Here is a 12,523-nt window from a genome sequence, read left to right as displayed (position 1 = left end):
AACTGGATGTAGAAGTAAAAACAAAATTCCATACCAAGGATTTACAGGGATACAATGTAATTGGAGAAATTCCGGGTACCGATCCTGTGTTGAAAAATGAAATCGTGATGATTGGTGGTCACCTGGATTCCTGGCAGGCAGGAACCGGAGCAACCGATAACGCATCCGGTTCAGCAGTAATGATGGAAGTAATGCGCATTTTAAAAGCCCTGAATATTTCTACCAAGCGCACCATCCGCATCGGCTTATGGAGTGCAGAAGAACAGGGTCTGTGGGGATCCAGAGGCTATGTAAAAAAGACATTTGCTGATCCGGCCGATATGAAATTGTTACCGGAACACGAGAAGCTTTCTGCTTATTACAATATTGACAATGGCACCGGAAAAATCAGAGGTATTTATTTACAGGGCAACGAAGCCTGCCGCGATATTTTCAAAGCCTGGTTAACGCCTTTCAAAGATTTGGGCGCAGGAACCGTAACCATTAACAATACGGGCGGAACCGACCACCAGTCATTTGATGGCGTAGGCTTACCCGGATTCCAGTTTATTCAGGATCCTATTGAATACGATACCCGCACCCACCATAGCAATATGGATGTGTACGACCATTTGATTGAAGACGACTTAAAGCAAATGGCTACCATCGTTGCCAGCTTTGTGTACCACACCGCACAGCGTGATGCCAAACTGCCCAGAAAACCTTTGCCAGCAGCCAGACCTGCTGTTAGAAGATAGGGCAAAAAATATACTACGGGTATCATTATATTTGTTGCCATGGCAAAAGCAGGCAACGATACCCCATTGATGCAGCAGCATCGGGCTATTAAGCAAAAATATCCCGATGCTGTTTTGTTATTCAGGGTAGGTGATTTTTATGAAACGTTTGGAGAGGACGCGATTGTGGCGTCAAAAGTGCTGGGCATTACCCTAACCCGCAGAAACAATGGAGCTGCAGCTTCCAGCGAACTGGCCGGATTTCCGCACCACTCTTTGGAAACCTATTTGCACAAACTGGTAAAAGCCGGACACCGCGTTGCCGTATGCGATCAGCTGGAAGATCCCAAGACCGTAAAGGGAATTGTAAAAAGAGGCGTAACCGAAATGGTAACACCGGGTGTTGCCACCAGCGATAAATTACTCGAGAACAACAGCAATAATTTCTTAGCTGCTGTTCACTATGCCGATAAAAAAACAGGCATTGCCTTGCTGGATATTTCTACCGGAGAATTTTTCGGTGCTGCAGGAAACGAAGAATACATTGACAAACTTTTACAAAGTCTGCAACCCGCAGAAGTAATTTTTGACAGAGCATACTTAAAGAAATTCAAGGAACAATACGGTACCCGTTTTTATACCTACACTTTAGAGCGATGGATATTTGAACAGGGCTTTGCAGAAGCCTCTTTACTTAAACATTTTAATACCCATTCCCTGAAGGGATTTGGGATGGAAGACATGCCGGAAGCAATCATTGCAGCCAGCGCCATCCTCCATTATTTAAAAGACACCGAACATCCGAACCTGCAACATATTACCCGATTGCAGCGCATAGAAAGAGAAGACTTTTTATGGATGGATCGTTTCACCATACGCAACTTAGAACTCTTACCTACGCACGCTGAAGGGCATCATTCTTTGTTACAGGTTTTGGATCACACGGTAAGCCCCATGGGCGCCCGCTTGTTGAAACGCTGGATGGTATTTCCTTTAAAACAGGAAGCCGCCATACAGGAAAGACTGAACGGTGTGGAATGGTTGATCTTAAACCCTGAAACCAGGCAGCCACTTTTAGCGGCCATGAAAGCCTGCGGCGACATTGAAAGACTGGTGAGTAAAATTGCCCTGCAAAAAATTGGCCCCAGGGAAGTAGTACAGTTATCGAGGGGATTGGCACAGACTGAAATAATACAGTCGCTGTTGGCCAATTGCAACAACCCTTATTTACAAAGACTGGCGCAACAGATTGATCCCTGCAAAGCCATGCAGGAAAGAATTGAAAGAGAAATTCAGGAGAATCCTGCGGTGTTAATTACCAAGGGAGGGGTAATAGCAGCGGGTGTGAATGCCGAATTGGATGAACTCAGAAATATCGCCAACGGCGGAAAGGAATTCCTCGTAAGCATTCAGGAAAGAGAAGCAGAAAGAACAGGGATTAGTTCTTTAAAAATCAGTTTCAACAATGTGTTTGGGTATTATTTGGAAGTAACCAATGTACATAAGAACAAAGTACCCGCAGACTGGATTCGCAAGCAGACCCTGACCAATGCAGAACGTTATATCACCCCCGAACTCAAAACCTATGAAGAAAAAATCATGGGGGCAGAAGACCGGATACTGGCGATAGAACAGGCATTGTACAGCCAGTTGATTCAGGACTTACAGGCATTTATTGCACCCATTCAAACCAATGGCAGCATTGTGGCCATCCTGGATTGCCTTGCCTGCTTTGCAGAAAATGCCCTGCTATTTAATTACCGAAAACCCCATGTACATGCGGGGTTGGAACTGAACATCAAGGAAGGCCGACATCCGGTGATAGAACAAAAACTACCGGCCGATCAACCCTATATTGCCAATGATATTGTACTGGACAACCAGGGACAACAGATCATTATTTTAACGGGGCCCAACATGAGTGGTAAGAGTGCACTGTTAAGACAGACGGCCATCATTACCCTCATGGCACATATGGGATCTTTTGTGCCAGCCACAGAAGCGTTGATCCCCTTGACCGATAAAATCTTTACCCGGGTAGGCGCATCCGATAATTTAAGCGGAGGCGAATCTACTTTCATGGTAGAAATGAATGAGACCGCCAGCATCATCAACAATATGAGTAAGCGCAGTTTGATATTGCTGGATGAAATAGGAAGAGGCACGGCAACCTACGATGGTATTTCCATTGCCTGGAGTATGGTGGAATTCATCCACAACAGCGAAGCCGCTCCCAAGACCTTGTTTGCGACCCACTACCATGAACTGAACGAACTGGAAGAACATTTACCCCGCGTAAAGAACTACCATATCACGCACAAGGAGCTGAACAATAAAATCATCTTCCTGCGCAAAATGGCTGCAGGCGGCAGCACCCATAGCTTTGGTATACAGGTGGCCAAAATGGCGGGTATGCCGGCACCCTTGATTAAGCGGGCCAATGCCATTATGGAACAACTGGAGAAAGCCCATGTGCGTGAAGAAGCAGGCAATCAAATCGTAAAAGAAGCCGTGCAAAATGCCTCAGTACCCAAAGTACAGCTCAGCATATTTGATGCCCACACAGAAACTTTTGAAAGCATCCGCGAGAAACTCAACGCCATTGATATTAACCAGCTAACACCGGTGGAAGCATTGATGAAACTCAATGAAATCAAGGCTTTGCTGAAATAGACAGTTCTAATCCAGCGCAGCGTAGTCTTTCAGGTATTCGAAAGGAGGCGTTAGTTTTCCATCCTGTAAAATGGTGGCATTTTCAATGGTGGCAGAACCGCCTTTGCGCACATCGTCCAGAATGTATTTAATTAACTGCTCACCAAAATAACGGCTGGCATCGCGGGGCAATTCATTGGGCAGATTCCCAACGGCCATGATATCGATAGAGCCAGGAATATAAGGCGCCGTTTGTTCACCCGTCTGCAGGTTCACTCCATACACCGGATCATCAATAGTAGCGTCTCCTAAATTACAAGGCACAGAACCGTGTTTGTCATCGGTAATATCAGCGATGGTAGTAATGCGGAAGCCCGGGTCTTTTAAGTGTTCCATTTCAAACAAACGCGGCACATTGTTGCCCCAGTAAATACCATTCATGAGTAGATCAGTATGCGCGCAATACGGCAGGAATAAACATTCGTATAGTTCCGGATGATCATGGAACTCATCGCGGTTATAGGTCTTCGATTCTTTGTGACGGTATAAATTATTACCCTTCAAATGGACATAGACCGGATAATCGAATTCCTTGCTCAGGTATTCTTCCGGCTCTACTTCCTGCACATCCATCAGGTTCATGATTTCGAGAATACCATGGGCTACTCTCCCGCTACCCGTAACGGCAATTTTAATGGGCGGCAGTTTCAATCCAAAATAAGTATGAATTAAGGCGCGATAGTCTTTGATTTTGTGCACACGTTCCAGCTTAAAAGCCCCGGTACGATTGCCATACGCCATAATGCCATTGTGCGCCCCAACGATGCCGGCAAAAAAGCCAAAACCAATGATGCGCTGCCCGTCTTTGTGTTCCAGGCACTCATAATCGATCAGGGTAATATTCTTCTGCACCATGGCCTGCATCAAGCCACGGTTATAGGGCTGCATTTTCTTGGTATGCGAAAAGAACATATAACACTTATTGGGAATCAACTGGCTCACGGGCACTTCCTTAATCCCCAGGAGCAGATTGCACTCCGACAAATCATGGGTCAACTCCACACCGGCACGGGCATACTCCTCATCGGTATAACAACGGTTGGGCGAATGCTCCACTTTAATTTTCACATTCTCCACGTTCTTCACCAACCATTTACACTGAGAAGGCGTAAGGGCAACGCGGGTATCAGAAGGTTGCTTCCCTTCTTTAATAAGACCAATGACCAACATTCGTTAAAAATTTCAACGAATGTACAACAGCCCGCCGAGCCTGCACATGATATTTATCATTTTAGAAAGCAGTAAATTTGCGCATGAATTATTTTGAATTATTCGGGATTACACCCGGCTTTACTATAGACGCAGCGGCACTAAAGAAAAAGTTCTACGAACTCAGCAGGGCCTACCACCCGGACTTTTACGGGGGCGGCACAGCCATGGAACAGGAAGAAGCCCTGGAAAAATCCGCCACGGTAAACGAAGCCTATAAAACCCTACAGAACCAAGATCTGATCATCAAATACATTCTGGGATTAAAGGGATTGATACAGGAGGAAGAAAAATACAATCTCCCCCCCGACTTCCTGATGGAAGTAATGGATTTGAACGAGCAGGTAATGGAACTGGACAAAACCGACACCGCCGCAGTCGCCACCCTCCTAACCGCGGCCAAAAACCTACAAAATGAAATACATGAAGCTGTTGCACCCACTCTGGCGCATTATTCGCACGATACTGCTACCGAAAAAGAGCTGTTGCAAATAAAAGACTACTATTATAAGAAAAAATACCTCGACCGAATCATTTCCGGCTTGCAATAGATAATTTTTGGAAATTAAACCATCATAGTCTAATATTGCACTCCGATTTGAGGCCCAGATGGCGGAACTGGTAGACGCGCTAGACTCAAAATCTGGTTATCGCAAGGTAGTGCAGGTTCGATTCCTGTTCTGGGCACAAAGACCCGACACGCAAGTGTCGGTTTTTTTTTGCGCGAAACCGTCGCAAATTCATTTGTGAAAGGTTGAGCGCGAGAAAAAACAGCGGCGCCTCTGGCGACGCGAGGTCTTTGGGTACGCCCCCCTCCTAGGAAGTCGGCGCAACGAAGTGGAGCCGACAATCCTGTTCCCCACCCATCAAATTTTCTTTCACTTTTTCGTCAGTATTAGCTTTTATATCTATATTTAATAACCCCAATTGTTAACCCCCTTTAATAAATTAATTACTGTTAATTATACTGACCTTGGATAGTTGTTCCTGGGAGTCAGGGGGCTTTGCTTTGAAAGAATTGAATCAAGAAGTTATACAAAATGTATATGAGTTTTTGCGTTATAACAATTTTAAAAGTATGATACTAACCATCGCATTTATAGCAAAATGAGATTATTCTAAAAAAAATAAGAGTAACAAATATTTAAGAGTTGCCTGCAACCCTATTTGACACTCCATTTAACAAGAAGAATTTTAAGACATGGAATTTTTAGAATTTCCAGATAAAGAAACTTGGGAAAATAGATATTCGTGGATTGACAATCAAATTGAACAATCAATTAAAGGTAGTTATATGGTAAGCGACCATGCAACAGCTTTATTTTTAGACCTTCAAGCCTGTTATTGTACTGGAGCATGGCTATCAGTAATAATTTTGTCTGTTTCCGTCATTGATGCTCATTTAAGGGAGACGGAAGCTATGAATGATAAAATTGGCACTGCAAAGCTTTTAGACGAATACTATTTTGGACACGAAGACATCAATTGGTTAAGAAGATTAAGAAATAAGTACGTTCACGTTGATGTTGACAATCCTGCTTTAGAAATGAATGTTCAATATAATAATCGGGCAGAATTAGAAAAAGATGCAACAAAAGCAATTAAAATGGTTATAGCTGCTTTTTTTCAAAGCCCTGGAACGTAAAACTAATAATATGGCAAAGCACAAGTATAATATTGACGACATCAAAAAAGGAGACGAAGTCATATTTTACTCAACTAATTTACAAGGCAATCATGACGAATATTGGACTGTAATTGGAAAGCGGGGAAATGACATAATGATTGAACTTAAAAAGTCTGGGTTCGACAAAAATTGGACAATAACAATTGAAGAAGTAGTTGGACATATCCCTTTGAGCAAATCATAAAGGGCAGCAGGCAAAATTGATATTTGCAAAAGCTTGGCAGACTTAAGCCGTGTTTCAACTTTTGCTTTTCAATTTAGCTTCATATCGGGCAGACGAATAACTATTTAGCTATGTACAAATCATCAACATTAATTTATAAATTTAGCTTCAGGTAGCTGGGCTGACGGAAGTCTGTTCTCCAGCCTTCGCAAATACCTGCCCGTAATGCCAAACCGTAATAAGACAGTGCAACCCTAAAAATGACGAGTGAAAAACGGAGACTTCACAACCTGACAACTTAAGCGGACAGACTTAAAAGCGTTCTTTAACAAACAGATACTAAATAAAGAGCCGACATTCAAGCTGACCTGAATGTTTTAAAAATTTTTGCCGACCCGCATTTTTAATTTTTCTCCAGCCGCACATTTTAGCACATTTGATTTAGCCCAACTCACAAGCCGACCCTTCACAAAACCAAAAGAGCTAAAATTTTCCAAGGCTCGACTAAAGATGTGCAAAACTTTTTGTGGACTTTTTATGTCCATTTTAAAAAGAGTTCTTATCTTTGGACAAAATATGTCCTGAATGGCGATCGTAAAAAAACATACAACATTTGGAGAGCAACTCAGACAACTGAGAGAAACTGCTGGCATGACTTTGAGAGAAGTTGCTGCAAACATTGAAATTGACCCTTCTCTACTTGCTAAAATTGAGCGTAACCAAAGACAGCCTACAAAACATTTAATCAGAAATATCGCTGACTTTTTTGAAGTTAACGAAAAGGAATTGCTCGAAGAATTTTTGAGTGACCAGATTGCTTACAAAATTTTAGATGAAGAAGCAGACTTGAATATTTTGAAAGTAGCAGAAGAAAAAGTAGCATACATCAAAACATTGCGAAATGAGTAAAATAATAAATATCGAACCATACAAACGAGAACTGCCAAGTGACTTTGCAGACAGGTTAGGTATTTATTATACTCAACAAGTAACAACAAAACATAAGAAAGTAAATGGACAATTTTTTACTCCTACTCCTATTGCCAAATTACTAGCTTCTTTTTGCGATCTTTCCAAAACAAGAATCAAAATTCTAGACCCAGGTTGCGGTACAACTATTTTAACTTGTGCTTTGGTTGAGCATTTAATAGAATTACAGAACGTTTTTGAGATAATTAACTTAGTGGCTTATGAGAACGATCTTGAATTAATTCCATATTCAGAAAAAGCTCTTGAATACTTAAAAAAGTGGCTTTTAAATAAAGGAATACAATTTAACTTCACACTTCACTCCAATGATTTTGTTTTAGAAAATGCAATAGTTCTTAAAGAAAACAGACTGCCAAGTTTGTTTGAAGAAACAAAAAGAGTAGATAAAAATTTCGACATAATCATTTCAAACCCTCCCTATTTTAAGCTCTCTAAAGATGATAAGAGGGTAACTGTTTCACAAGAGTTAGTTAGCGGACAACCTAATATCTATTCAATTTTTATGGGAATTGCTGCTAAACTACTTTCTGAAAATGGCGAACTAATATTTATCACACCAAGAAGTTTTGCTTCTGGCAACTATTTCAAAACGTTTAGAGAGTTTTTTTTCAATACAGTTCAGATTGAAAAGATACACTTATTCAATTCACGAAAAGACACTTTCAATCGTGACAGTGTTTTGCAAGAGACGGTTGTTATTAAAGCAATAAGAGAAGAAATAGACTCAAAAAAGAAAGTCCTTGTTTCTTCAAGTGCTGGAATTAAAGACATTTTTCAACCATCAATAAAATATTTCAATTCTTCGGAAATTATTGACCTTAACTCAAAGGAGAAAATTTTGCATTTGCCGACAAGCGACAAAGAAGAAAGCATTTTAAGTTTAGTTTCTACTTGGGAAAATGTTTTGACTGATTTCAATATAAAAATTTCAACGGGTCCTGTTGTTTCATTCCGTGCATTAGACTACATACAAAATAATTACGAAAACGGGACAGTATTTTTAGCTCCTTTGTTTTGGCTTCACAATGTGAACAAAATGATTTTGGAATGGCCAAAACAACTCAAAGAAAAAGGGCAATTCATAAGAATAGAAAGCGGTTCAAAATCTTTGTTGATTCCCAACAAGAACTATATTCTTTTAAGGCGATTTAGCACAAAAGACGACAAAAGCAGATTAATTGCAGCACCATATTTCTGCAACTATGCCAAATCGGATTATATCGGAGTTGAGAACAAAGTAAACTACATATACAGGAAGGATGGACATTTAAACAGAGACGAAGTAGTTGGACTTTGTGCGTTGCTCAACAGTGAATTGTTTGACACTTACTTCCAAATCTTTAACGGTAATGTAAATGTAAGTGCTACAGAATTGCGAGAAATGAGATTTCCGCCATTAAACATAATCAAAGAAATAGGCAATAAAATCATACTATCCAATGACTATTCAATGAACAATGTAAACAGAATTGTAAATGGGATTATCGTATTGGAGTATACTTTAAATTAATAATTATATGGAAATAATAGAAAAAAATAAGCAGCTACAGACAGAAATAGAAAGTGTCAGGAAGGAAATCAAAACAGATAATTTCAGTATGGCAGTCCGAGAACTTGTTCAGGTATACAAAGATGGGGACCTTGAACTATTTCCATCTTACCAAAGGCTATTCCGTTGGGAAGATGATCAAAAAACAAGATTCATTGAATCACTATTAATGGGAATACCAACACCTCCAATTTTCATTGCGCAAAAGAAAGGTTCAAAATGGACAATAGTGGACGGTTTGCAAAGAGTCTCAACCATACTTCATCTTATGGGTCTGTTCAAAGACAATAAAGGTGATGTTAGGCCAACATTTAAGTTTACTTCTACAGAAAAGCTGCCGTCAATTGAAGGCTTGGAGTGGAACGAACTAGATGAGGATATTCAAAGGATAATCAGGATGTCCAAACTTGATCTTAAAATAATATTAGTAGAAGACAACATCACGGCACAATATGAATTGTTTAAAAGACTAAATACAGGAGCAGTTGCATTATCGCCACAAGAAATTAGAAATTGTTTAATAATAATGTTGGATGAAAAATTCTACAACCAGATTGACTTATTAAAGTCATATCATACTTTTAAGGAAGCTGTTAAATTAACCGATACTAAGATTGAAATCGAGTATCCCATGGAATTGATTTTAAGATATTTAATTATTAAATATAACAAAATAAGTTTCGCTAACTACAATCTCTCAAGTGATTTACTATCGGACTTTATTGACAAGGAAACCGCGCGCTTAATTCAAGACAAAGAATTTAATCTAGAAAATGAAATTGTAACTTTTAAAAGAGTATTTGATCTAATACATTCGGTGCTTGGTGAAAACTCTTTTAGAAAATACAACTCAGAAAAACTTGATTTTGAAGGGATGTTCATCCAAACAGCTTATGAAGGCATACTGCCTGGGCTCGCAAATAATATTGATTTTTATGAAGGTGAAGGTAAATCATTACTAAAGGATAAAGTTATCAGGATGTATTCTGAAGAGGGATTTAACACTGCTGCTAAAAGGGGAAATAAAGCCATATCGCGAATCCAAGGTTTAATTTCATTTTCTAACAGCTACTTTGCTAATTATGCAAATTAAAGAGTTTGAAGATAAAGTCATTAATGATTGGACTTGGCGAAAACGCGAAGTGTCAGATTTAATTCTTTTAGCCGAGAGGGAAGAAAATGCTGTATTACTTAAGTCAATAATACTGCTATTGTATGCTCATTGGGAAGGCTATATTAAAAAATGTGCCAAGACGTATCTAAAATACATTTGTGACCATAAACATAGATTAAGCGATTTGACTGAAAATTTTAAAGCAGCGGCATTAAAAGGAGTATCTGGTGAAATAATTAAAAGTTCTAATAATCTAACTCTTCAAAATGAAATCGCGTTTATACAAAAATTTTCAAAAATAGAGAATCACACTATTGATGTTCACTTAAAGATTGATTTAGACAATGAAAAGGATAAAAACATTATTAATACCCAAGACAACTTAAACCCCAAAGTGTTTAAAAATATTTTAAAAATCATTGGACTTGAGTACAAAAAACAGTACGAGAGTAAAGAGGTTTTTATTAACACATATCTGCTTTCCAATCGTAATTCAATTGGTCATGGAAGTAAAGAATTATTTAATGATGATAATTTTGAATTAGAAATCGAAAGTTTGAAAAAATTGAGGGATGTTACAATTGTAATCATTGAAAATTTTCGCGATGAAATAATAGAATTTGCCCGAGAGAAGATATTTCTGAAGGTAAACAATAAAAAATCAGAAGCAGTTATTCAACAGTTTGAGAATAGACTCAAAGAAGAATTCGATAGAATCGATAATAATTATAAACAATGAAGTTAGAAGAAGCACAAGAAATACTGAAAGAATTAGGACTACCTCCAGCACAATACAACGAAATGGCGGCTTTGACATTTTTAGCGATTTGCAACATCAAAGAAAATGACAAATGGGCTAAAGCAACTCGTCAAAGTTTAGGTGTCACAAAAGGTATAATGACTTTCGTCAATGAAAATTATGGTAAATCATACGCCCCAAATACAAGAGAAACATTTAGAAGGCAAGTGCTCCACCAATTTGTACAGGCAAGAGTAGTTGATTACAACCCGGACGACCCTACCCTGCCAGTCAACAGCCCCAGAGCACATTATGCTTTGACATCCGAAGTTTTGGAAGTGGTAAAAACATACAAAACAAGAAAATGGAAGAGTGCACTGAAAAACTTCATTGACACTGTCGGAAAACTTTCTGAGGTGTATTTGAAAGAAAGAGAACTAAATCAAATTCCCGTCACTCTTCAGTCAGGTAAAACAATCAAACTGTCTACTGGAAAACACAATGAGGTTCAGGCAGCGATAGTTGAGAAGTTTGCGCCACGCTTTGCAAATGGAGGAACGTTATTATATTTAGGTGATACAGCAAAGAAAGACCTATTCGTTGACGAGAAAGGCTTAAAGGATTTAGGTATTCCGATTGACCAACATAGCAAATTGCCTGATGTTGTAATTTATGACAACAAAAGAAAATGGTTATTTCTAATTGAAGCAGTTACATCCCACGGCCCTGTTTCACCGAAACGCCTCTTGGAACTTGAAGATTTTTTGAAGAAATGTAAAGTCGGAAAAGTTTATGTAACGGCTTTTCCTGATATGTCAGAGTTCAAGAAACATTCAAACAATATTGCTTGGGAGACTGAAGTTTGGCTAATGGAAGTTCCCGACCATATGATACATTTTAACGGAGACCGATTTATGGGACCGAGATAAATTAAAGAAATGAAAAGAAAATTTACCACAAATTCAAGGCTTGTAAATGAACTTTTTGCTAATTACATAAGCACTTTTACAGCTTTTTGTGAGCTTATTAATAATTCCATACAAGCAAAAGCTAAAAACATTTGGATTGAGTTAAACTATACAAAACCAAATGAACTTCATCCCCTTATTATTAAAAGAATATCAATTAAGGATGATGGATTGGGCGTTCATATAAATGAAATTGAAAGCAAAATACTTGATATAGGAACTGCAAACAAGGATGGCGGGAAAGGTATTGGACGTTTTGCTGCATTTCAAATTGGCAAATTTATTGAAATTGAAACAGTAGGTTTTGATTCGAAAACAAAGAGCTTTTCCAAAGCTGTAATTCCATTGAAATTTGAATATTTTGGTAACAATATTAACGTATCAGAAATCGACTTAGAAACCAAGGAAGAAGTCCTAAGCGGGAAACATTCAACTTACTACAATGTAAAAATTAATAACTTATATGATTCTACAATTACAGAACAAGAACCGAAGAAAAAAATCATTGACAAATTCTTAGCAGACAAAATCCAAGATTCCATTTTTGAGAGATACCCTTTAAAAATATTCAATAATGAAGTTTCCTTCTTTATCAATGGTAAGAAAATTGACCCGAAAGACTTTGTCGTTGATCTGCCAATAAAAAAATAATCTCTTACACTGATAAAAAAGGAAA

12 protein-coding genes and 1 tRNA gene are annotated in these 12,523 nt (G+C 38.8%); 12 read left to right on the top strand and 1 reads right to left on the bottom strand.

Annotation, left to right across the window (positions count from 1 at the left end):
- Together P767_RS18605 and mutS are read left to right on the top strand one after the other, a co-directional pair.
- On the top strand, positions 1 to 737 hold a 737-nt coding region (locus tag P767_RS18605; protein WP_216593190.1), incomplete at its 5' end, for a M28 family metallopeptidase.
- 39 nt (positions 738 to 776) lie between these two features.
- Positions 777 to 3,389, top strand: a complete 2,613-nt coding sequence (mutS, locus tag P767_RS0102855) for a DNA mismatch repair protein MutS (protein WP_026763327.1) — start codon at positions 777 to 779, stop codon at positions 3,387 to 3,389.
- Between the two features lie 6 nt (positions 3,390 to 3,395).
- Here mutS and P767_RS0102850 read toward each other — a convergent pair whose 3' ends face one another.
- Positions 3,396 to 4,598, bottom strand: coding sequence for an NAD(P)-dependent oxidoreductase (locus P767_RS0102850; RefSeq protein ID WP_051417033.1), 1,203 nt, complete (start codon positions 4,596 to 4,598; stop codon positions 3,396 to 3,398).
- A gap of 83 nt (positions 4,599 to 4,681) precedes the next feature.
- Here P767_RS0102850 and hscB point away from each other — a divergent pair, with 83 nt between their 5' ends.
- From hscB to P767_RS0102795, 10 genes are all read left to right on the top strand, one after another.
- A complete protein-coding gene (gene hscB, locus P767_RS0102845) occupies positions 4,682 to 5,188 on the top strand; it encodes a Fe-S protein assembly co-chaperone HscB (protein ID WP_026763325.1) in 507 nt (168 codons plus the stop codon).
- Positions 5,189 to 5,240: 52 nt separating this feature from the next.
- A tRNA-Leu gene (locus P767_RS0102840) sits at positions 5,241 to 5,324 on the top strand.
- 514 nt (positions 5,325 to 5,838) lie between these two features.
- A complete protein-coding gene (locus P767_RS0102835; RefSeq protein ID WP_026763324.1) occupies positions 5,839 to 6,282 on the top strand; it encodes a hypothetical protein in 444 nt (147 codons plus the stop codon).
- 10 nt (positions 6,283 to 6,292) lie between these two features.
- Positions 6,293 to 6,508 carry a hypothetical protein gene (locus tag P767_RS0102830; RefSeq protein WP_026763323.1) on the top strand — a complete coding sequence of 72 codons (216 nt, stop codon included), beginning with the start codon at positions 6,293 to 6,295 and terminating at the stop codon, positions 6,506 to 6,508.
- A 564-nt stretch (positions 6,509 to 7,072) separates the two neighbouring features.
- The gene (locus P767_RS0102820; protein WP_026763322.1) at positions 7,073 to 7,396 is read left to right on the top strand and encodes a helix-turn-helix domain-containing protein; all 324 of its coding nucleotides are present in this window, start codon (positions 7,073 to 7,075) and stop codon (positions 7,394 to 7,396) included.
- Complete coding sequence (locus P767_RS0102815; RefSeq protein WP_026763321.1) at positions 7,389 to 8,987, top strand: Eco57I restriction-modification methylase domain-containing protein; 1,599 nt, start codon at positions 7,389 to 7,391, stop codon at positions 8,985 to 8,987. Before P767_RS0102820 ends, P767_RS0102815 begins: the two co-directional genes overlap by 8 nt.
- 7 nt (positions 8,988 to 8,994) lie before the next feature.
- On the top strand, positions 8,995 to 10,119 hold the full coding sequence (locus P767_RS0102810; protein WP_037351583.1) for a DUF262 domain-containing protein: 1,125 nt from the start codon (positions 8,995 to 8,997) through the stop codon (positions 10,117 to 10,119).
- Complete coding sequence (locus P767_RS15500) at positions 10,109 to 10,879, top strand: MAE_28990/MAE_18760 family HEPN-like nuclease (protein WP_051417030.1); 771 nt, start codon at positions 10,109 to 10,111, stop codon at positions 10,877 to 10,879. The genes P767_RS0102810 and P767_RS15500 overlap by 11 nt, the downstream gene beginning before the upstream one ends.
- The gene (locus P767_RS0102800; protein ID WP_026763319.1) at positions 10,876 to 11,808 is read left to right on the top strand and encodes a BsuBI/PstI family type II restriction endonuclease; all 933 of its coding nucleotides are present in this window, start codon (positions 10,876 to 10,878) and stop codon (positions 11,806 to 11,808) included. The genes P767_RS15500 and P767_RS0102800 overlap by 4 nt, the downstream gene beginning before the upstream one ends.
- A 9-nt stretch (positions 11,809 to 11,817) precedes the next feature.
- The gene (locus tag P767_RS0102795) at positions 11,818 to 12,498 is read left to right on the top strand and encodes an ATP-binding protein (RefSeq protein WP_026763318.1); all 681 of its coding nucleotides are present in this window, start codon (positions 11,818 to 11,820) and stop codon (positions 12,496 to 12,498) included.
- The last annotated feature ends 25 nt before the right edge of the window (positions 12,499 to 12,523 follow it).

The organism is Sediminibacterium salmoneum NBRC 103935, from assembly GCF_000511175.1.
Classification (GTDB): domain Bacteria; phylum Bacteroidota; class Bacteroidia; order Chitinophagales; family Chitinophagaceae; genus Sediminibacterium; species Sediminibacterium salmoneum.
The sequence above is the reverse complement of the archived record's forward strand: the minus strand, read 5'-3'. Positions and strand labels throughout refer to the sequence as shown.